General features: G+C 73.8%; 21 protein-coding genes. 17 read left to right on the top strand and 4 right to left on the bottom strand.

Going from position 1 to position 19,541, the window contains the following annotated elements; genetic code table 11:
- Positions 1–12: 12 nt before the first annotated feature.
- The 9 genes from atpB (at position 13) to murA (ending at position 8,442) form a co-directional block, all read left to right on the top strand.
- Positions 13–804 (top strand): F0F1 ATP synthase subunit A, encoded by a 792-nt coding sequence (gene atpB / locus LQU92_RS10565; RefSeq protein WP_230780562.1) that lies wholly within the window; start codon positions 13–15, stop codon positions 802–804.
- Between the two features lie 106 nt (positions 805–910).
- Positions 911–1,114 carry an ATP synthase F0 subunit C gene (gene atpE, locus LQU92_RS10560; protein WP_017833261.1) on the top strand — a complete coding sequence of 68 codons (204 nt, stop codon included), beginning with the start codon at positions 911–913 and terminating at the stop codon, positions 1,112–1,114.
- A gap of 47 nt (positions 1,115–1,161) precedes the next feature.
- A complete protein-coding gene (locus LQU92_RS10555) occupies positions 1,162–1,713 on the top strand; it encodes a F0F1 ATP synthase subunit B (RefSeq protein WP_058859163.1) in 552 nt (183 codons plus the stop codon).
- Positions 1,713–2,525: a F0F1 ATP synthase subunit delta gene (locus tag LQU92_RS10550; protein ID WP_230780559.1), complete on the top strand. Its 813-nt coding sequence runs from the start codon at positions 1,713–1,715 to the stop codon at positions 2,523–2,525. Before LQU92_RS10555 ends, LQU92_RS10550 begins: the two co-directional genes overlap by 1 nt.
- A 120-nt stretch (positions 2,526–2,645) precedes the next feature.
- A complete protein-coding gene (gene atpA, locus LQU92_RS10545) occupies positions 2,646–4,271 on the top strand; it encodes a F0F1 ATP synthase subunit alpha (protein WP_101852069.1) in 1,626 nt (541 codons plus the stop codon).
- A 60-nt stretch (positions 4,272–4,331) separates the two neighbouring features.
- Positions 4,332–5,246 (top strand): F0F1 ATP synthase subunit gamma, encoded by a 915-nt coding sequence (locus LQU92_RS10540; protein WP_058859160.1) that lies wholly within the window; start codon positions 4,332–4,334, stop codon positions 5,244–5,246.
- A 52-nt stretch (positions 5,247–5,298) separates the two neighbouring features.
- Entirely contained in the window at positions 5,299–6,765 is a 1,467-nt protein-coding gene (gene atpD, locus LQU92_RS10535; protein WP_230780557.1) for a F0F1 ATP synthase subunit beta, read from the top strand.
- 2 nt (positions 6,766–6,767) lie between these two features.
- Positions 6,768–7,040, top strand: coding sequence for a F0F1 ATP synthase subunit epsilon (locus tag LQU92_RS10530; protein ID WP_101852071.1), 273 nt, complete (start codon positions 6,768–6,770; stop codon positions 7,038–7,040).
- 127 nt (positions 7,041–7,167) lie between these two features.
- Positions 7,168–8,442, top strand: a complete 1,275-nt coding sequence (gene murA / locus LQU92_RS10525) for a UDP-N-acetylglucosamine 1-carboxyvinyltransferase (RefSeq protein WP_101852072.1) — start codon at positions 7,168–7,170, stop codon at positions 8,440–8,442.
- A gap of 103 nt (positions 8,443–8,545) precedes the next feature.
- Here murA and LQU92_RS10520 read toward each other — a convergent pair whose 3' ends face one another.
- The gene (locus tag LQU92_RS10520) at positions 8,546–8,749 is read right to left on the bottom strand and encodes a cold-shock protein (RefSeq protein WP_058859157.1); all 204 of its coding nucleotides are present in this window, start codon (positions 8,747–8,749) and stop codon (positions 8,546–8,548) included.
- Positions 8,750–9,014: 265 nt separating this feature from the next.
- Entirely contained in the window at positions 9,015–9,710 is a 696-nt protein-coding gene (gene nucS, locus LQU92_RS10515) for an endonuclease NucS (RefSeq protein ID WP_058859926.1), read from the bottom strand.
- A gap of 87 nt (positions 9,711–9,797) precedes the next feature.
- Here nucS and LQU92_RS10510 point away from each other — a divergent pair, with 87 nt between their 5' ends.
- The 6 genes from LQU92_RS10510 to LQU92_RS10485 all read left to right on the top strand — a co-directional run bounded on the left by LQU92_RS10510 (position 9,798) and on the right by LQU92_RS10485 (position 16,459).
- Entirely contained in the window at positions 9,798–10,142 is a 345-nt protein-coding gene (locus tag LQU92_RS10510) for an ATP/GTP-binding protein (RefSeq protein WP_101852073.1), read from the top strand.
- A gap of 213 nt (positions 10,143–10,355) precedes the next feature.
- Positions 10,356–11,315, top strand: a complete 960-nt coding sequence (locus LQU92_RS10505; RefSeq protein ID WP_230780554.1) for a tetratricopeptide repeat protein — start codon at positions 10,356–10,358, stop codon at positions 11,313–11,315.
- Between the two features lie 128 nt (positions 11,316–11,443).
- Positions 11,444–12,301 (top strand): ABC transporter ATP-binding protein, encoded by an 858-nt coding sequence (locus LQU92_RS10500; protein ID WP_230780551.1) that lies wholly within the window; start codon positions 11,444–11,446, stop codon positions 12,299–12,301.
- Positions 12,283–13,932: a hypothetical protein gene (locus LQU92_RS10495; protein ID WP_230780548.1), complete on the top strand. Its 1,650-nt coding sequence runs from the start codon at positions 12,283–12,285 to the stop codon at positions 13,930–13,932. Before LQU92_RS10500 ends, LQU92_RS10495 begins: the two co-directional genes overlap by 19 nt.
- Positions 13,933–13,995: 63 nt before the next feature.
- Positions 13,996–14,328 carry a DUF3039 domain-containing protein gene (locus LQU92_RS10490; RefSeq protein WP_101852075.1) on the top strand — a complete coding sequence of 111 codons (333 nt, stop codon included), beginning with the start codon at positions 13,996–13,998 and terminating at the stop codon, positions 14,326–14,328.
- 325 nt (positions 14,329–14,653) lie between these two features.
- Positions 14,654–16,459 (top strand): DEAD/DEAH box helicase, encoded by a 1,806-nt coding sequence (locus LQU92_RS10485; protein ID WP_230780545.1) that lies wholly within the window; start codon positions 14,654–14,656, stop codon positions 16,457–16,459.
- A 54-nt stretch (positions 16,460–16,513) separates the two neighbouring features.
- On the opposite strand, the gene LQU92_RS10480 is transcribed toward LQU92_RS10485, so the two are convergent.
- Together LQU92_RS10480 and LQU92_RS10475 are read right to left on the bottom strand one after the other, a co-directional pair.
- On the bottom strand, positions 16,514–17,122 hold the full coding sequence (locus LQU92_RS10480) for an isochorismatase family protein (protein ID WP_101852077.1): 609 nt from the start codon (positions 17,120–17,122) through the stop codon (positions 16,514–16,516).
- A gap of 40 nt (positions 17,123–17,162) precedes the next feature.
- Positions 17,163–18,512: a nicotinate phosphoribosyltransferase gene (locus tag LQU92_RS10475; protein ID WP_372490426.1), complete on the bottom strand. Its 1,350-nt coding sequence runs from the start codon at positions 18,510–18,512 to the stop codon at positions 17,163–17,165.
- Positions 18,513–18,564: 52 nt separating this feature from the next.
- On the opposite strand from LQU92_RS10475, the gene clpS reads away from it, so the two are divergent.
- Positions 18,565–18,912, top strand: coding sequence for an ATP-dependent Clp protease adapter ClpS (gene clpS, locus LQU92_RS10470; RefSeq protein ID WP_101852079.1), 348 nt, complete (start codon positions 18,565–18,567; stop codon positions 18,910–18,912).
- Between the two features lies 1 nt (position 18,913).
- Positions 18,914–19,471, top strand: coding sequence for a DUF2017 domain-containing protein (locus LQU92_RS10465; RefSeq protein WP_058859151.1), 558 nt, complete (start codon positions 18,914–18,916; stop codon positions 19,469–19,471).
- Positions 19,472–19,541 lie beyond the last annotated feature (70 nt).

The following is a 19,541-nucleotide window of genomic DNA, read 5'->3' as shown; positions in this document are numbered from 1 at the left end:
AAAGGACCCGCATTGAACGCCGCCCTGAGGCTCCCCGCGACCGGAGGGTTCACCGCTCCGACCGTCGACGAGATGCACCTTCCTCCGTTCTTCGAGCTGGGAACCTTCGAGTTCGGCAAGCAGATGCTGCTGATCCTCCTGTCGGTCGTGCTGATCGCGGGCTTCTTCATGTGGGCCATCCGCCACCGCGCGCTGGTCCCCTCCAAGGCCCAGTACCTCGGCGAGGCCGGCTACGGCTTCGTGCGCAACCACCTCGGCCGGGACATCATCGGCGAGAAGGAGTTCCGCCCCTACATCCCGCTGCTGTTCACGTTCTTCTTCTTCATCCTCGTGAACAACCTCTTCGGCTCGATCCCCGTGCTGCAGCTGCCGACCCTCTCCCACGCCGGCTCCGCCTACGTCCTCGCGGGCATCGCCTACGTCACCTGGGTGTTCATGGGCATCAAGCGCCACGGCCTCGGCGGGTTCATGGGCAAGATGACCATGCCGCCGGACGTCCCGAAGGCCCTCTACGTCTTCCTCATCCCGATCGAGTTCCTCTCGAACCTGATCATCCGCCCGGTCACCCACGCGCTGCGTGTGTTCGCGACGATGTTCGCCGGCCACCTCGCCCTCATGGTCGCCGCCTCGATGACCGCCTTCCTCCTCACCAACGGCGGGCTGCTGAGCGTGGTCTCCGTGGGCTCCACGGTGCTGGGCATCTTCATCTACTTCCTGGAGATTCTCATCCAGGTCCTCCAGGCCTACATCTTCACCCTGCTCTTCGCGGTCTACGTCCAGGGCGCCCTGCAAGAGGGCCACTGACCCGCGGGCACCGGCCCCGGCCGGTGCGACGAACCTCCCCGAACTGTCCAGAGCCGAATCCCGGCTACGACGCCCGACCCGGGCACCTAGAAAGGAAACACCCCTCATGACTGGTTCGCTCAGCGCCATCGGTTACGGTCTGGCCGCCATCGGCGGCGGCATCGGCGTGGGTCTGATCTTCGCCGCGTACATGCAGTCCGTCGCCCGTCAGCCCGAGTCCCAGCGCGTCCTGCAGCCCATGCTGTTCTTCGGCTTCGCCGTGGTCGAGGCGCTCGCGATCCTCGGGTTCGTGCTCGCGTTCATTGCCTGAGTGGCGCCCCCGTTACTAGTCCTTCCGAGAGAACAGGAATCGCGAACATGACACTGGTGCTGGCAGCCGAGGAGGGGGCGAACCCCCTCTTCCCCAACGTGTGGGAGATGGCGATCACCCTCATCGGGTTCCTGATCCTGCTCTTCCTCGTCGTCAAGTTCGTCGTCCCGGCCTTCGAGCGCGTCTACCAGGAGCGCACGGAGGCCATCGAGGGCGGTCTCGCCAAGGCCAAGGCCGCGCAGGCCGAGGCCGCCGCCGCGCGGGACGAGTACAACCAGCAGCTGGAGAGCGCTCGCCTGGAGGCCCAGAAGATCCGCGAGGAGGCCCGCACCGAGGGCGAGAAGATCCTCGCGGACTTCAAGGACCGGGCCAACGCCGAGTCGGCGCGGATCACGGAGAACGCCCACCGCACCATCGAGGCCGAGCGCTCGGCGGCCGTCGTGTCGCTGCGCAACGAGGTCGGGGTGCTCGCCACGCAGCTCGCGTCGAAGATCGTGGGGGAGACCCTCGACGACGACGCGCGCGCCAACCGCGTGGTGGACCGCTTCCTCGCGGACCTCGAGGCCGACCAGCAGCGCAACGCGGGTGCGGCGCGATAATGGCGGCGACGAGCAACGACCCCCGCGCCCAGTCGGCCGCCGCGGTCGAGCGCTGGGCGGGCTCCGCCCGTCCCGCGCTCGCCCGTGAGGTCTTCGGCGTGCTGGCCGTCCTGGACGAGAACGGGGCGCTGCGGCGCTCCCTGACCGATCCCTCCTACCCGGGGGAGGCGCGGGTGCAGGTCATCCGCCGCCTGTTCACCGGCAAGGTCTCCCCGGAGGCCGTGGAGGTCGTCGCCGCCCTGGCGGAGCGCCGCTGGAGCGACGACCGCGGGATCGGCGACGCCCTCGAGCACGCCGGGGTCGCCCTCACGGCGGCCGCCGCGGAGAACCGCGCCGGCGTGGAAGGACTGGAGCGGCTGGTGGACGAGCTGATCGCCTTCAAGGGCGTGCTCGACGGCTCGCCCGAGGCGCAGACCGCCCTCGGCGACCCCCGCGCGTCCACCGAGGCGAGGACGCGCCTGGCCCGCCGCCTGGCCCCCGGCGTCTCGGAGGAGGCCGACCTGCTCATCGAGCAGGCGGTGCTCTCGCCCCGCGGCGCCCTGGTCGGGCGGCTCGTGGAGCGCTTCGCCGAGGAGGTCGCCGCCCGCCGCGAGCGGTGGATCGCCCGGGTGAGCACTCCCCGCCCGCTGACCCAGGAGCAGCGCGCCCGCCTGCAGCACCAGCTCAACGTGCTGTACGGCAAGGACCTGAAGCTGACCGAGGAGATCGACCCCGCCCTCATCGGCGGGCTGCGGGTCCAGGTCGGCGAGGAGGTCATCGACGGCAGCGTCGCCACCCGCATCGACGAGCTGCGCCAGCGCATCCGGGCCTGACCCCTTCGCGGGGCGGCCCGGCCGCGCCGGCCGGCGGCGGCCCACCGCGCCGACGCCACAGAATGGACTCACGGTCACCGCCGCGGCAGTGATCACGAACTAGGAGAGCAGGGACAGGACATGTCCGAAGTCACCATCAACGCCGACGAGGTGCGCAGCGCGCTGAGCGAGTTCGCCGCGTCCTACGAGCCCGGCGCCGCAGAACGAGTCGAGGTCGGCCGGGTCAGCAGCGCCGCCGACGGCATCGCCCGCGTCGAGGGCCTGCCCTCGGTCATGGCCAACGAGCTGCTGCGCTTCGAGAACGGCACCCTGGGCCTCGCCCAGAACCTGGACGTGCGCGACATCGGCGTCGTCGTCCTCGGCGACTTCCGCGGGATCGAGGAGGGCCAGGAGGTGCACCGCACCGGGGAGGTCCTCTCCGTGCCGGTCGGCGACGCCTACCTCGGCCGCGTGGTCGACACCCTCGGCCAGCCCATCGACGACCTCGGCCCCATCGAGGCCGAGGGCCGCCGCGCCCTCGAGCTGCAGGCCCCCGGCGTGACCATGCGCAAGTCGGTGCACGAGCCGCTGCAGACCGGCATCAAGGCCATCGACGCGATGATCCCGATCGGGCGCGGCCAGCGCCAGCTGATCATCGGCGACCGCCAGACCGGCAAGACCGCCCTGGCCGTCGACGCGATCCTCAACCAGCGCGCCAACTGGGAGTCCGGCGACGTCTCCAAGCAGGTGCGCTGCATCTACGTGGCGGTCGGCCAGAAGGCCTCGACGATCGCCGGCGTGCGCCAGACCCTCGAGGACAACGGCGCCCTGGAGTACACCACGATCGTGGCCGCCCCCGCCTCCGAGTCCGCGGGCCTGAAGTACCTCGCCCCCTACACCGGCTCGGCCATCGGCCAGCACTGGATGTACGGCGGCAAGCACGTCCTGATCGTCTTCGACGACCTGTCCAAGCAGGCCGAGGCCTACCGTGCCGTGTCCCTGCTCCTGCGCCGCCCGCCGGGGCGCGAGGCCTACCCGGGCGATGTCTTCTACCTGCACTCCCGCCTGCTCGAGCGCTGCGCCAAGCTCTCGGACGAGCTCGGCGCCGGGTCGATGACGGGCCTGCCCCTGGTCGAGACGAAGGCCAACGACGTCTCCGCCTTCATCCCCACCAACGTCATCTCCATCACCGACGGGCAGATCTTCCTGCAGTCGGACCTGTTCAACGCCAACCAGCGTCCCGCCGTGGACGTGGGCGTGTCCGTCTCCCGCGTGGGCGGCGCCGCCCAGATCAAGGCGATGAAGAAGGTCTCCGGCACGCTGAAGCTCGAGCTGGCCTCCTACCGGTCCATGGAGGCGTTCGCGATGTTCGCCTCCGACCTGGACGCCGCCTCCCGCCAGCAGCTGACCCGCGGCGCGCGCCTGATGGAGCTGCTCAAGCAGAAGCAGTACACCCCGTACGCCGTGGAGGACCAGGTCGTCTCGATCTGGGCCGGCACCAACGGCCACCTGGACGAGGTCGAGGTCGCCGACGTGCAGGACTTCGAGCGGGCCCTGCTCGACCACGTGCGCCGCACCACGAACGTCATGGACTCGATCGTCGCCACCGGCAAGCTCGAGGACGACGCCGTCGCGGCCCTCGAGACCGCCGTCGGCGAGGTCAAGCGGGACTTCCGCGGGACCAAGCACGGGATCGAGGCCGGCCACGAGGAGCACCAGCCCCTCGACGCCTCCGAGGTCGACCAGGAACGGATCGTCAAGAAGTAGCCGTCCGACCGGTGCGCCGCCCGCAGCGGCGCACCGGCCTCGGTGACGAAAGGAAGTCACATGGGAGCGCAGATCCGGGTCTACCGGAACAAGATCGCGTCGACCAAGTCCATGAAGAAGATCTTCAAGGCCATGGAGATGATCGCGACCTCGCGCATCAACAAGTCCCGTCAGCGCGTGGACGCCGCGCGGCCGTACGCGAACGCGCTCACCCGCGCCGTCTCGCAGGTGGCCGGCCAGCACAACGTCTCCCATGTCCTGACGACGAAGGTCGAGGACGCCCGGCGCTCCGCCGTGGTGATCATGACCTCGGACCGGGGCCTGGCCGGGTCGTACTCCTCCAACGTGCTCAAGGAGGCGGAGTCGCTCATGGAGCTGCTCCGCAGCGAGGGCAAGGAGGTCAAGGTCTACCTGGTCGGCCGCAAGGCGCAGGCGTACTTCGACTTCCGCCGCCGCGGCTACGAGCGCAACTGGACCGGGGACACGGACAACGCCCAGGCGGACCGGGCCCGCGAGCTGCGCCGCGTGCTGGTCGAGGACCTCGAGACCCCCTACGAGCAGGGCGGCGTCGACGAGATCCACGTGGTCTACACGGTCTTCCGCTCGATGGTCGTCCAGGAGCCGCGCGTGCTGCGCCTGCTGCCGCTGGAGGTCGTGGACGCCAACGCGCTCACCGACGACGTGGCCAAGGACTTCGACGAGCTGGAGGAGCCCTCGAGCACCTTCGAGTTCGAGCCGAACCCTGAGGAGTTCCTCGACGCGGTGCTCCCGCGCTACATCGACGCCCGCCTCTACGCGTGCCTGGCCAACGCGGCCACCAGCGAGCTCGCCGCCCGTCAGCGGGCGATGAAGGCGGCCGGCGACAACGCGGACGAGCTGATCAAGAAGTACACGCGCCTGATGAACAACGCCCGTCAGGCCGCGATCACCACCGAGCTCACCGAGATCGTGAGCGGCGCCGCGGCCCTCGAGTGACCCCGCCCCGGCGATCCAGCAACCACCCACCGCAATCAGTGAAGTGAGAGAAATGACTGCCACCATCAGCGAACAGGCCGGGCAGCCGGTCGCGGGCGGCGCCACCGGCCGCGTCGCGCGCGTCATCGGCCCGGTCGCGGACATCGAGTTCCCGGAGCACTCCGTCCCGGACGTCTACAACGCCCTGACCGCCGAGTACGAGCTCAACGGCGAGACGAAGAAGATCACCTTCGAGACCGCCCAGCACCTCGGCAACAACATGGTCCGCGCGATCTCCCTGCAGCTGACCGACGGCCTGGTCCGCGGCGCCGCGGTCGTCGACACCGGCGCCCCGATCTCCGTGCCCGTGGGCGACGTGGTCAAGGGCCACATCTTCAACGTCCTGGGCGAGGCCCTCGACGTGGAGACGGCCTCCCTGGAGATCACCGAGCGCTGGCCGATCCACCGCAAGGCCCCGTCCTTCGCGGAGCTCGAGGGCGCCACGGAGATGATGGAGACCGGCATCAAGTCGATCGACCTCCTCACCCCCTACATCAAGGGCGGGAAGATCGGCCTGTTCGGCGGCGCCGGCGTGGGCAAGACGGTGCTCATCCAGGAGATGATCACCCGCGTGGCCCGCAACTTCGGCGGCACCTCCGTGTTCGCCGGCGTCGGCGAGCGCACCCGCGAGGGCAACGACCTGTGGGTGGAGATGGAGGAGGCGGGCGTCCTCAAGGACACCGCGCTCGTCTTCGGCCAGATGGACGAGCCGCCGGGAACGCGTCTGCGCGTGGCCCTGACCGGCCTGACGATGGCGGAGTACTTCCGCGACGTGCAGAACCAGGACGTGCTGCTGTTCATCGACAACATCTTCCGGTTCACCCAGGCCGGCTCCGAGGTCTCGACCCTGCTGGGCCGCATGCCCTCGGCGGTGGGCTACCAGCCCAACCTCGCCGACGAGATGGGCGTGCTCCAGGAGCGGATCACCTCGACCCGGGGCCACTCGATCACCTCCATGCAGGCGATCTACGTCCCCGCGGACGACTACACCGACCCGGCGCCGGCGACCACCTTCGCCCACCTGGACGCGACCACGGAGCTCTCCCGCGAGATCGCCTCCCGCGGCCTGTACCCGGCGATCGACCCGCTGACCTCCACCTCCCGCATCCTCGACCCGCAGATCGTCGGCCAGCAGCACTACGACGTGGCCGTGCGCGTGAAGTCGATCCTGCAGGAGAACAAGGAGCTGCAGGACATCATCGCGATCCTGGGCGTCGAGGAGCTCTCCGAGGAGCAGAAGGTCGTCGTCTCCCGCGCCCGGCGCATCGAGCAGTTCCTGTCGCAGAACACCTACACGGCCAAGCAGTTCACCGGCGTGGAGGGCTCCACCGTGCCGATCGCCGAGACCATCGAGGCCTTCGGGAAGATCTGCGACGGCGAGTTCGACCACGTGCCCGAGCAGGCGTTCTACAACGTCGGCGGCCTGGACGACGTCATGCGCCAGTGGGACGAGATCAAGTCCCGGACCGGTGGCAAGTAGTCGTGGCTGAGATGATCGTCGAAGTCGTCTCCCTGGACCGCTCGATCTGGGCCGGCGCCGCCCGGATGGTGCGCGTGCGCACCTCCGAGGGCGACATCGGGATCCTGCCCGGCCACGAGGCCGTCGCGGGGCTGCTCAAGCCCGGTGCCTTCGCCGTGGACCCGGTCGACGGCCAGCGCCTCGAGGGCACCATCGACGCCGGGTTCGTCACCGTCGACAACGACCGCGTGACGATCGTGGCCGACAGCGTGGAGTTCGAGGGCGCCGCGGCCTGAGCCAGGACCGCCGCGGCCGGGCCGAGCCCGGTCGCCCGACCCGACGCGGCCTCCGCACCACCGGTGCGGAGGCCGCGTCCGTGCCCGGGGCCCGGTGCCCCGGGCCGACGACGTTGCAGGAGTGCTGATGGAAGACAAGATCGTCGTGCACGGGCCCACCGCCGTGCACGGGACGCTGCGCGTGTCCGGGGCGAAGAACAGCGTGCTCAAGCTCATGGCCGCCGCGCTGCTGGCCGAGGGCGAGACGACGATCGGCAACGTGCCCGAGATCCACGACGTCGTCATCATGGCCGAGCTGCTGCGCCGGCTGGGCTGCGGGGTCGCCTACGACCGGGCCGAGCGCACCGTGCGCATCGACGTCCCCGCCCGGCTGCACCACCAGGCCGACTACGACCTCGTCCGGGCCATGCGCGCGTCCATCTCCGTGCTGGGGCCGCTGGTCGCCCGCTGCCGCACCGCGGAGGTCGCGCTGCCCGGCGGCGACGCCATCGGCGCCCGCGGGCTCGACATGCACCGCGCCGGGCTCGAGGCCATGGGCGCCGTCCTGCAGATCGAGCACGGCTACCTCGTCGCCTCCGTCCCGGAGACGCTGCGGGGGACGACGTTCCGGCTGGACTACCCCTCGGTCGGGGCCACCGAGAACCTCATGATGGCCGCGACCCTGGCCGAGGGCACCACCGTGGTGGACAACGCGGCCCGTGAGCCCGAGATCGTCGACATCGGGCGGATGCTCCAGGGCATGGGCGCCCGGATCGAGGGTCTGGGCACCAGCACCGTCACGGTGCACGGGGTGGCGGCCCTGCACCCGGTCGAGCACCGCACCGTGCCCGACCGGATCGTGGCCGGCACCTGGGCGTTCGCCGCCGCGGTGACCGGCGGCACCGTGGAGATCCTCGGCGCCGAGCCCGACCACCTGACGGTCGTGCTGGACAAGCTGCGCGCCGCCGGCTGCCGGGTCGACACCGGCGACGGCCGCCTCGTGGTGGCCGGTCCCGAACGGCCCCGGGCGGTGAACGTCTCGACCCTGCCCTACCCCGGGTTCCCGACCGACCTGCAGCCGTTCGTGGTGGCCCTCAACGCCGTCGCGGAGGGCTCCGGGATGGTCACGGAGAACGTCTTCGAGGCCCGCTGGGGCTTCACGGCGGAGCTCGAGCGCCTCGGCGCGGGGGTGCGCCTGGACGGCCACCACGCCCTGGTGACCGGGGTGCCGCTGCTGTCCGGGGCGCCGGTGGAGGCCAAGGACATCCGCGCCGGGGCGGCCCTCGTGATCGCGGGCATGGCCGCCGAGGGGGAGACCGAGGTGCACGGGGTGGGCCACGTCGACCGCGGCTACGAGCACTTCGTGGAGCAGCTGGCGGCCGCCGGCGCCGCCGTCGAGCGGCGCATCGCGGGCGGACCCTGAAGCGCCTGCCGGGACGCGTCCCCGGCGTCCTCGCCCGGGACGGGGGAAGGGCCCCCACCCGTGCGGGTGGGGGCCCTTCCGTCGCCGGTACGGGCGGGACCGCTCAGATGACGGTCACACCGGTGGCCTGCGGGCCCTTCTGGCCCTGGCCGATCTCGAACTCGACGCGCTGGTTCTCCTCGAGGGTGCGGAAGCCGCCCGACTGGATCTCCGAGTAGTGGACGAAGACGTCCGAGTCGGAGTCGTCGGGGGTGATGAAGCCGAAGCCCTTCTCGGCGTTGAACCACTTGACGGTGCCCTGGGCCATGGAAGATCTCTCCTTGCGAGACTGGGGTGAAGAAAGGTGCACGGGGATGTGCACCAGGGCGGTGTCACGAGATGCGCGCCGGTCGGGTCCGTCCCCGGTCGTGCCGGGGTCGGGGGTCCGGGTCCAGGTCGAACGTCACGCTCGCTTTACCCGTTCTGCGAGCATGCGGTACATGGAACTCAGAACGCGTTCAGCTTCACACATCCCCGGGGGGCGGTCAACAGATCCGCCCCGCCGTCGCGGGGAACGGGCGCACGGGCCGGGCTCAGAACAGCCGTGAGGCGCTGTCGTCGACCCCGCGCATGGCGTCGTAGTCGAGGGTGACGCACGTGATGCCCCGGTCCTCGGCGAGCACCCGGGCCTGCGGGCGGATCAGCTGCGCCGCGTAGACCCCGCGCACGGGGGCCAGCAGGGGGTCGCGGTTGAGCAGCTCCAGGTAGCGGGTGAGCTGCTCGACGCCGTCGATGTCGCCGCGGCGCTTGAGCTCGACCGCGACCGTCGCCCCGTCGGCCGCACGGGCGAGGATGTCCACGGGCCCGATTGCCGTGGGGTACTCCCGGCGCACGAGGGTGTGGCCGGGGCCCAGCAGCTCCAGCTGCTCGGCGAGCAGGCGCTGCAGGTCCGCCTCGACGCCGTCCTTGACCAGCCCCGGGTCGGCCCCGAGCTCGTGGGAGACGTCCTCGTGCACGGCGAAGACCTGGATGACGAGCCGGTCGTCGCTCTTGGCGGCCTGCACCGTCCAGGTCTCGACCACCCCCTCCGCGGCCAGCTCGGGCGCCGGCGGGGCCACGTGCAGGCGGGCCGGGGGGCTCATCCAGTTCAGCGGCTTGTAGCTGCCGCCGTCCGAGTGGACGAGCACCGAGCCGTCGGCCTTCACGACCAGCAGGCGGCGGGCGGCGGGCAGGTGGGCGCGCAGACGCCCTTCGTAGTCGACGGAGCAATCGGCAATGACGAGACGCACGGGCACCAGCCTAGCGGGGGAGCGGCGGTGGTCCCGACGGCGGGCGCCCGCCCCGGGGCGGGGCGGGCGTGTGAGAGAATCCGGACCGTGCCGCGCTCCAACCGCTCCTCCCGGTCCCGCCGCTCCGGCGGGCCGCCCGGCGGTGCCCGGTCGTCCAAGTGGCAGCGGGCCGCCGGCCGGGAGCCGTGGTCGGTCGAGCGGGTCCTCGAGCCCGCCCCCGTCGTCGAACGGGCCGCCGACGGGGACTGGACGGTCCGCCACGTCCGCCCCGCCAACGCCGTGAAGGACTACACGTGCCCCGGCTGCGGCCGCACCATCCGCCCCGGCACCGCCCACCTCGTCGTCTGGCAGCAGGACTCCCTGCTCGGGGCCCGGGCCGCGTTCGAGGACCGGCGCCACTGGCACGAGCGCTGCTGGCGCACCCGCCGCTGAGCCCGCCCGCCGCCGGGCCCGCGCGCCGGGCATCCCGGCCCGGGGTGCCGGACCCGCGCGGGAGGCCCGCCCGGGGACGCCGCGTCACGCCGGGAGCGGACACGGGCCCGCCCCGGTGGTCGCCCCGGGGCGCGGGGACCGATAATCGAGGCCGGACCCGCGCCCGCGCCGGCGCCCCGACGACCGCACACCCCGCGAGAGGACGTTTTCGACGTGAACGAGTTCCAGCACCAGCAGCCCCGCCCCGCCGGCACCGCTCCGCAGCAGCAGGCCCCGCTGCCCGCCTCGGTCCGCGGCGCCGTGGACCTGGGGGCGGCGACCGCGCCCCCCGCCGCCGGGCAGGGCGCGGGCCAGGACGCCGCACCGGGCGGGTACCGGCGGGAGGTGACCGCCGCCGAGGTCCAGGAGCTCGCCCAGCTCTCGGCGCAGGTGCCGGTCGTCTTCGCCCTCTGGGCCCGCTTCTCCGAGCAGTCGGTGGCCTTCACCGACACCCTCGCCGAGCTCGTCGACCGCCACCGCGGCCGGATCCTGCTGGCCTCGGTGGACGCCGAGGCCGCCCCGGAGATCGCCCAGATGTTCCAGGCGCAGTCGGTGCCCACGGTCGTGGCGCTGCTCGGGGGCCGGCCCGTGCCGCTGTTCAACACCACCGTGCCGGCCGAGCAGGCCGCGCAGTACCTCGACGAGCTGCTGGCCCTGGCCGAGCAGAACGGGATCACCGGCACGGTCGAGCCCGTGCGCGCCGACGACGAGCCGGCGCCGCTGCCGCCCCTGCACCAGGAGGCCGTGGACGCCCTCGAGGCGGGCGACCTCGAGGGGGCCGAGGCCGCCTACCGCCGGGCCATCGCCGAGAACCCCGGGGACCGGGAGGCGAAGCTCGCCCTGGCCCAGGTGCACCTGCTCCAGCGCGTGATGCCGCTGGACGCCGCCGCCGTGCGCGCCGAGGCCGCCGCCGCCCCGGACGACGTCGACGCCCAGCTGCGCGTGGCCGACCTCGACGTCTCCGGCGGGCACGTCGAGGACGCGTTCCGCCGGCTGCTGGAGCTCGTGCGCCGCACCGCCGGGCAGGACCGCGACACCGTCCGCCGCCGCCTCCTGGAGCTCTTCGACGTCGTCGGCGGCGAGGACCCCCGGGTGGTCGCCGCCCGCGGCGCCCTGATGCGCGCCCTGTTCTGAGCCCCGGCGCCGCGGCCGGGCGGTCTCCGCCCCGGGGCGGAGACCGCCCCCGGTCCCGCCCGCGCGGCGGGCCCGGGATCCCCCGCGCGCCGGATGTCCCGGCCCGCGTCCCTGCCTAGGCTGGCCCCATGAGCTCTCCCGCGCCGCCGTCCCCGGACCGCACCCCGCCCCTGCCCCAGCAGGGCCCGCCGCCCCCGGACCGGCCCGGGGGGACCCCCGCGCTGTCCGTGCGCGGGCTCGTGCGGGTCTTCGGCCGGCCCGGCGACCCCTCGGCCAAGACCGCCGTGGACCGGGTCGACCTCGACGTCCCCCGCGGCTCCTTCTTCGGCCTCGTCGGCCGCAACGGGGCGGGCAAGACGACCCTGCTGTCGATGGCCACCGGGCTGCTGCGCCCGACCGCCGGCACGGTGCGGGTCGCCGGGGCGGACGTGTGGCGGGAGCCGCGGCGGGCCAAGCAGCTGATGGGCGTGCTCCCGGACGGGGTGCACCTGTTCGACCGCCTCACCGGCCGCCAGCTCGTCACCTACTCCGGGCTGCTGCGCGGGATGGACCGGGCGACCGTGGCCGAGCGCACCGAGGACCTGCTGCGGGCCATGGACCTCCTCGGCGACGCCGGCACCCAGGTGCAGGACTACTCCGCGGGCATGACCAAGAAGATCGCCCTGGCCGGTGCGCTGATCCACGCCCCGAGCCTGCTCGTGCTCGACGAGCCGTTCGAGTCGGTGGACCCCGTCTCGGCCGCCAACATCCGCGCGATCCTGCACGGGTTCGTCGACGGCGGCGGGACCGTCGTCGTCTCCAGCCACGTCATGGACCTCGTCCAGCGGATGTGCGACCACGTGGCCGTGCTCGACCGCGGCCGGGTGCTCGCCGCCGGCACCGTCGACGAGGTCCGGGCCGGGGCCTCCCTCGAGGACCGCTTCGTGGACCTCGTCGGCGGGCGCGCCGACGGGGGAGAGGGGCTGTCGTGGCTGCGCCCGGAGTGAGCCCCGCCCCCGCCCCCGCCCCCGTGCCGGAGCCCGGCCCCGCGGCCGGGAGCCGGCCGGCGCTGCGCCTGGTCGGGCTCAAGGCCCGCATCCTCGTCAACACCATGACCCGCAGCACGTGGGTGCTCGTGGGCACGGTCCTCGGCGCCGCCTACTTCCTGTTCCTGCTCGGCACGGTCGTGGTCGGTCTGGTCGTGCTGGGCGGACAGCCCGCCGAGCTCGTGCGCACGGTGCTCGTGCTGGCCGGCTCCGCGCTCGTGGCCGCCTGGTGGCTGGTCCCCGTGCTCTCCTCCCGCGCCGACGCGACCCTGGACCCGGCCCGGCTGGCCCTGTTCCCGCTGAGCACCGGCCAGGTCCAGTGGGGCCAGGCCCTGGGCGCCCTCGTCGGGGTACCCGGGGTGCTGACCGTCGTGGCGCTGCTCGCCGCGACGGCCTCCTGGCGCTCCTCGCCCGCCGCGCTCGCCGCCGCGCTGCTGTGCCTGCCCCTCGCCCTGGCCCTGCTCGTCGCGGGCTCCCGCTGCGTGACCGCCCTGGCCGTGGGGCTGGGCCGGCGCCGCCGGGTCACCGAGGCGCTGTCCCTGGCCGCGCTGCTGGGCCTGGTCCTGCTGGGCCCGGTGTTCTCCGGGCTGATGAGCGGGCTCGAGCAGGTCTGGGACCGGCTGCCGCAGTGGGCCGGGGTGCTCGCCTGGACCCCGGTCGGCGCCGTGTGGGCCGTGCCCGCCGACGCCGCCGCCGGGCGCTGGGCCGACGCGGGACTGCGCGCCGGGCTCACGGCGCTCACCGTCGCCGCCCTCGTGCTCGCGTGGCGGGCCGTGCAGCAGCGCGCCCTGACCTCCGTGGTGACCGAGCGCACCGCCGCCGGGCGCGCCGGGTCCGGGGCCGGCCTGCTGGACCGGGTGCCCGAGCGTGCCTGGGCGGCGGTGGCCGCCCGCTGCCTGGTCTACTGGGTCCGCGACCCCCGCTACTCCGGGGCCCTCGTCGTCGTGCCCGCCATCGCCGCGGTCGTGTGGTTCTCCAGCGCCCAGACCGGCGCCGGGTTCCTCTTCTACGCCCTCGGACCGATGTTCGCGGCCCTGCTCGCCTACCAGATCTCGGGGGACGTCTCCTTCGACAACACCGCGGTCTGCCTGCACCTGCTCACCGGCGTGCGCGGGCGCGACGACCGCGCCGGGCGGGTGCTCGCGCTGCTGGTGATCGCCGTGCCGCTGTCCGCGTTCGGGCTGCTGCTGCCCTTCGCCCTCCAGGGCCGGTGGGAGCTGCTGCCCGGCCTGGCCGGGACCACGCTGCTGGCGCTGCTCGGCGGGGCGGGGCTGTCCTCGGTGATGTCGGCCCGCTACACCTACCCCGTGGCCGCCCCCGGGCAGTCGCCGTTCAAGACCCCGCAGGGCTTCACGGTGCTCAACGTGCTCGTCCAGTTCGTGGCCCTGGGCCTGATCGTCGTGCTGGTGCTGCCCGCGGCCGTCCCGGTCCTCGTGCAGGTCTACACCGGCGAGCCCGCGTGGGGCTGGGCCGCGCTCGCCGTGGGCGCCGTCCTGGGGCCGCTGCTGTGCTGGGGCGGGATCGTCCTCGGCGGGCGCTGGTACGACCGGCGCGCCCCGGAGCTGCTGCAGGAGGTCGCGCAGTTCCGCTGAGCCGCGGCACCGGGACGCCGGGTCCGGCGCGGGCCGGCGCCGGGCGGGGGTAAACTGGCCCGCATGGACCTCATCCCAGCGTCGACCACCGGCACCCCGACCAGCGGGCTGGACGACAGCCCCTACGGCACCGATCCGGCACGTCCCGCGGGCGGCACCTCGACCATCGAGCGCGAGGAGACCCGGGAGCTGCAGGAGCCCGGGGACCACGAGCGGTTCGCGCACTACGTGCGCAAGGAGAAGATCATGGAGTCCGCCCTCTCGGGCGAGCCCGTGATCGCGCTGTGCGGCAAGGTCTGGCTGCCCGGGCGCGACCCGAGCCGCTTCCCGGTCTGCCCCACCTGCAAGGAGATCTACGAGGGCCTGCGCCCCGGCAAGGACGACGACGAGGGCTGAGCCGGGTCCGCCCGCCGAAGCGCCCGCCGCCGGCGGGCGCTTTTGCGTGGCCCCCGGCGCTGCGGCCCCGCGGGTCCCGTCCGGCGGCCCCGTCCGACGGCGCCGCCCCGGGGCCGCCCGCACCGCCCCCGGCCTGCCCCCCCCGGCGCTCCCGGACCCGGGTCCCCGGCGCCGGGAACCTTGCGCCGGGAACCTTGCGCCGGGAACCTTGCGCCGGGAACCTTGCGCCGGGACCCCCGCGCCGGGCCCCTCCCGGAACCCCCGCACCGGCCCCCAGCGCGCGGCCCCGCCGCGCGACGACGAACGAGCGAGAGGACGTCGCAGCGTGTCCCACGACGACCAGCTGTCCCTGTTCGGCGGCACCGCCGCCGCCGACCTGCCCCCGGCCTACCCCGACCGCGCCGCGTGGGGCACCGCCCCGAAGCTGCGCGCCTGGCAGGCCGAGGCCCTCCAGCGCTACTTCGACACCCAGCCCCGGGACTTCATGGCCGTGGCGACCCCCGGGGCCGGCAAGACCACCTTCGCGCTGCGGGTCGCGAAGGAGCTCTTCGACCGGGGCACCGTCAACCGGATCACCGTGGTGACCCCCACCGACCACCTCAAGCGCCAGTGGGCGGACGCCGCCGCCCGGGTGGGGCTGGCCATCGACCCGAGCTTCAAGAACGCGGACGGCTCCCACGGTCGCGACTACGTGGGCGCGGCCGTGACGTACTCGCAGGTCGCGATGAAGCCGCTGCTGCACCGGGCCCGCACCGAGGCCGGGCGCACGCTCGTGATCATGGACGAGATCCACCACGCCGGGGACTCCCTGACCTGGGGCGACGGGCTGCGGGAGGCGTTCGACCCGGCGGTGCGCCGGCTCGCGCTCACCGGCACCCCGTTCCGCTCCGACACCGCGCCGATCCCGTTCGTGCGCTACCGGGAGGACGCCGACGGGGTCCGCCGCTCGACCTCCGACTACACCTACGGCTACGGCGACGCGCTCAAGGACCACGTGGTGCGCCCGGTGATCTTCCTGGCCTACTCCGGGCAGATGCGCTGGCGCACGAGCGCGGGCGAGGAGATGGCCGCCGAGCTGGGGGAGGGCTTCACGAAGGACATCACCGCCCAGGCCTGGCGCACCGCGCTGGACCCGGAGGGGCAGTGGATCCCCTCCGTCCTGCAGGCCGCCGACCAGCGGCTGACCGAGGTGCGCCGCACCGTCCCGGACGCGGGGGCCCTGGTCATCGCGACCGACCACCAGGACGCCAAGGCCTACGCCGCGCAGCTGCGGCGGATCACGGGCTCGAGCCCCACCGTGGTGCTCTCCGACGACAAGGCCGCCTCGGACAAGATCGACGAGTTCGCCGCGGGCGAGGACCGGTGGATGGTCGCCGTGCGGATGGTCTCCGAGGGCGTCGACGTCCCGCGCCTGGCCGTGGGCGTCTACGCGACCTCGACCTCGACCCCGCTGTTCTTCGCCCAGGCGGTGGGCCGCTTCGTGCGCGCCCGCAGGCGCGGGGAGACGGCCTCCGTCTTCCTGCCCTCGGTGCCCGCCCTCATGGGCCTGGCCAACGAGATGGAGGCCGAGCGGGACCACGCCCTCGACCGCCCCGCCGCCGAGCCGGAGGGGCTGCCGGCCGACCTCACGGAGGAGGGCTGGGACGACGACCTGCTCGAGGCCGCCAACCGGGAGGAGAAGGCCTCCGCGTCCCTGGCCCAGGGCCGCTTCGAGGCGATCGGCTCGGACGCCTCCTTCCACGGGGTGCTCTTCGACGGCGGCGCCTTCGGCGGCGGGGTCGCGGTGGGCTCCGAGGAGGAGGCCGACTTCCTCGGCATCCCCGGGCTGCTCGACGCCGACCAGGTCTCCGAGCTGCTGCGCGAGCGCCAGCGCGAGCACGCGCGGCGCCGCTCCGCCCGGGGTCCCGCCGCCCCGGAGCCGGCCGTCCCGGACCACCGCCGGCTCAAGGAGCTGCGCGCGACGCTGTCCAAGAACGTCTCGGCCTGGGCGTCCCGGACCGGGACCCCGCACGGGGTCGTCCACAACGAGCTGCGCCGCGTGTGCGGGGGCCCGCCCGTGGCCCAGGCCAACGAGGCCCAGCTGCAGGCGCGCGTGCAGAAGCTGCAGGACTGGTTCATCGGGCGCAAGTGAGCCGCCCGCCCGGGCGCGGCCGGGACGGGTGGTGCGGGCCGCGCGGGGGATCGCTCAGGGGCCGACGAGCTCCACGCCGGCCGCGGCGAGCTCCTCGAGGGCACGCTCCGTGGTCCCCGGGGCCACGCCCGCGGTGAGGCCCACGAGCACCCGGGTCTCGTAGCCGGCCTCGACGGCGTCGAGGGCGGTGGCGCGCACGCAGTGGTCCGTGGCCAGGCCCACGATCTCCACCGCCTCGATCTCCTGCTCCCGCAGCCAGTCGTCGAGGCTGACGTCCTCCTCCTCGACGTCCTCGTCGTCGCCCATCGGCACGTCGGCGTCGGGGGCGAGCAGGCCCTCGAAGCCCGAGTACGCGGCGGCGTGCTCGCCCTTGCGGAACCACGCCCCGATCCAGTCGGTGTCCAGGTCCGGGTGCGGCTGGGCCCCGCGGGTCCCGGCCACGCAGTGCACGGGCCACGAGCGCACGAAGTCCGGCGTCTGCGAGAAGTGCTCCCCGGGGTCCACGTGCCAGTCCTGCGTGGCGGCCACGGCGGCGTAGTCGGGGTGGTGGTCCTCGAGGTGCTCGGAGATCGCGGCGGCGACCTCGGCCCCGCCCTCGACGGGCAGGGAGCCACCCTCGCAGAAGTCGTTCTGCACGTCGACGACGATCAGTGCGGTCCTCATGGCGTTCCTCCTCTGTGCGGTGCTGGTGCGGCGGGGTCGCTCAGGCCCCCGCGCCGGGGCCGAGGACGGTGGGCAGGACGGGCTCGCCCTCGCTGAGCCGGCAGGCCGCCGGGGGCAGCTCCGCGACGGAGGCCGCGTGGCGCTCCCGCGCGCGCACGACGCCCTCCGGGCCGGTCCAGCCCTCGAGCAGCTCGCCGTCGCGCACGAACTCCTGCAGCAGCGGCCGGTCGTCGCCGTCGTCCTCGGGCATGGCCCCGATGCCGACCAGCTCGTGGGTGGCGCGCCCGTGCTCGTCGCGGCGGCGCAGGGCGTGCTTGCGCCCGCCCACCGAGGCCTTGCCCTTCGCGGCCTTCGCGACCGGGCGCAGCCGCCCGGAGCCGTCCTCGCGCGCCACGAGCTTGTAGACCATCGACGACGTCGGGGCGCCCGAGCCCGTCACGACCCGGGTGCCCACGCCGAACGCGTCGACGGGGGCGGCGTTGAGCGAGGCGATCGCGTACTCGTCGAGGTCCGAGGTGACCGTGATGCGCGTGCGGTGGTTGCCCAGGGAGTCGAGCAGCTCGCGCACCCAGGCGGCCTGGGCGACCAGGTCGCCCGAGTCCAGGCGCACCCCGCCCAGCTCGGGCCCGGCCAGCTCCACGGCCCGGCGCACGGCGGTCTCGACGTCGTAGGTGTCCACGAGCAGCGTCGTGCCGAGGCCCATCGACTGCAGCTGGGCGCGGAAGGCGTCCTCCTCGGAGTCGTGCAGCAGCGTGAAGGAGTGCGCGGCCGTGCCCACGGTGCGCAGTCCGTAGCGCAGCCCCGCCTCGAGGTTCGAGGTCGAGTCGAAGCCGCCGATCACGGCCGCCCGCGCCGCCGCGACCGCGGCCTCCTCGTGCGCCCGGCGCGAGCCCATCTCGATGCAGGGCCGCCCGGCGGCGGCCCCGACCATGCGGGAGGCGGCGGAGGCGACCGCGCTGTCGTAGTTGAGCACCGACAGGAAGTAGGTCTCCAGCACGCAGGCCTCCGCGAACGTGGCCTCGACCACGAGCAGGGGGGAGTGCGGGAAGTAGGCCTCGCCCTCGGCGTAGCCGGAGATCGAGCCCGTGAAGCGGAAGTCGGCGAGGAAGCCCAGGGTGGCGTCGTTGACCACACCCGTGCCGGCCAGGAAGCGCAGCTGCTCGTCGCCGAAGCGGAAGGAGGACAGCCCCTCCAGCAGCCGGCCCGTGCCCGCGACGACCCCGTAGCGGCGACCGGCGGGCAGGCGGCGGGCGAAGACCTCGAACACGCTCCGGCGGTGGGCGGTGCCCGAGTGCAGGGCGGCCTGGAGCATGGTCAGCTCGTAGTGGTCGGTCATCAGGGCCGTGGGCGGCGGGGCCCACGCGTGGGTGCGCTGGTTCACGGGGACCACTCTAGCCACGCCCGGTGCCCGCCCCGCCCGTTGTGGCTACGATGGGACCACCATGCCTGAGCTCCGCACCCCGCCCGCCCCCGTCCTCCGGGCGCCCGCCGCCGCCGCGGCCACCGTCCTGCCGGGCACCGAGACCGAGGGGACCACCGGGCTCGCCCCCGACCTGCCCTGGAACGTGGTGGTGTGGGACGACCCGGTGAACCTCATGAGCTACGTCACCTGGGTGTTCCGCTCCTACTTCGGCTACCCGGAGGAGCGGGCCCGGGCGCTGATGCTGGAGGTCCACCACAGCGGCCGCTCCGTCGTCGCCAGCGGCTCCCTCGAGGAGGCGGAGACCCACACCGCGGCGCTGCACGGGTTCGGGCTGTGGGCGACGTTCGAGCAGGCGGGGGGCCGCTGAGATGGCCCAGGGCTTCCGCGCGACCCGCCGGGGCATCACCGCGCGCCTCGAGCCGGCCGAGAAGCAGGTGCTCGGCAAGCTCTTCGCCGACGTCGCCGAGGCGCTGGCCCCCGACGAGCACCCGCAGGACCCCCTCGAGCGCATGCTCGGGGTCTCCGCGGACGCCTCGGCCCCCGAGGACCCCGCCGTCCGCCGGCTGCTGCCCGACGCCAGCACCGAGCCCGAGCGGGCCGCGGAGTTCCGCCGCTACACCGAGCGCGGGCTGCGCGAGGCCAAGATCGGTGCGCTGCGCCAGGCGGCGCTCGCCCTCGAGGCGGAACCGGTGCGGCTGGACCCCGAGCAGGCCGGGGCCTTCGGGCGGGCCCTCAACGACGTCCGCCTGGTCCTCGCCGACCGGCTCGGGATCCGCAGCGAGGCCGACGCCGAGCGGATCGGCGCGCACGACGACTGGTCGGCGGTCGAGGACGTCGAGACGTACATGTCGCTGCTGTACAACTTCGTCTCGTGGCTGCAGGAGACCCTCGTCCAGGCCCTGCTCCAGGAGCTGCCGCGCGAGTGACCCCCTCCCGACCAGCGCCGACGCGGGGGGCCGCGCCGGATCCGCCGCGCGGTGACCGGCATCACGCCCG

Origin of the sequence: Kocuria sp. LUK, from assembly GCF_021012935.1 — a bacterium.
Lineage (GTDB): Bacteria > Actinomycetota > Actinomycetes > Actinomycetales > Micrococcaceae > Kocuria > Kocuria flava.
The sequence above is the reverse complement of the archived record's forward strand: the minus strand, read 5'-3'. Positions and strand labels throughout refer to the sequence as shown.

Coding starts and splice junctions, on each gene's coding strand:
- atpE (WP_017833261.1), top strand. CDS start 911: ATGACTGGTTCGCTCAGCGCCATCGGTTACGGTCTGGCCGCCATCGGC.
- LQU92_RS10555 (WP_058859163.1), top strand. CDS start 1,162: ATGACACTGGTGCTGGCAGCCGAGGAGGGGGCGAACCCCCTCTTCCCC.
- LQU92_RS10550 (WP_230780559.1), top strand. CDS start 1,713: ATGGCGGCGACGAGCAACGACCCCCGCGCCCAGTCGGCCGCCGCGGTC.
- atpA (WP_101852069.1), top strand. CDS start 2,646: ATGTCCGAAGTCACCATCAACGCCGACGAGGTGCGCAGCGCGCTGAGC.
- LQU92_RS10540 (WP_058859160.1), top strand. CDS start 4,332: ATGGGAGCGCAGATCCGGGTCTACCGGAACAAGATCGCGTCGACCAAG.
- atpD (WP_230780557.1), top strand. CDS start 5,299: ATGACTGCCACCATCAGCGAACAGGCCGGGCAGCCGGTCGCGGGCGGC.
- murA (WP_101852072.1), top strand. CDS start 7,168: ATGGAAGACAAGATCGTCGTGCACGGGCCCACCGCCGTGCACGGGACG.
- LQU92_RS10520 (WP_058859157.1), bottom strand. CDS start 8,749: ATGGCCCAGGGCACCGTCAAGTGGTTCAACGCCGAGAAGGGCTTCGGC.
- LQU92_RS10500 (WP_230780551.1), top strand. CDS start 11,444: ATGAGCTCTCCCGCGCCGCCGTCCCCGGACCGCACCCCGCCCCTGCCC.
- LQU92_RS10490 (WP_101852075.1), top strand. CDS start 13,996: ATGGACCTCATCCCAGCGTCGACCACCGGCACCCCGACCAGCGGGCTG.
- LQU92_RS10480 (WP_101852077.1), bottom strand. CDS start 17,122: ATGAGGACCGCACTGATCGTCGTCGACGTGCAGAACGACTTCTGCGAG.
- clpS (WP_101852079.1), top strand. CDS start 18,565: ATGCCTGAGCTCCGCACCCCGCCCGCCCCCGTCCTCCGGGCGCCCGCC.
- LQU92_RS10465 (WP_058859151.1), top strand. CDS start 18,914: ATGGCCCAGGGCTTCCGCGCGACCCGCCGGGGCATCACCGCGCGCCTC.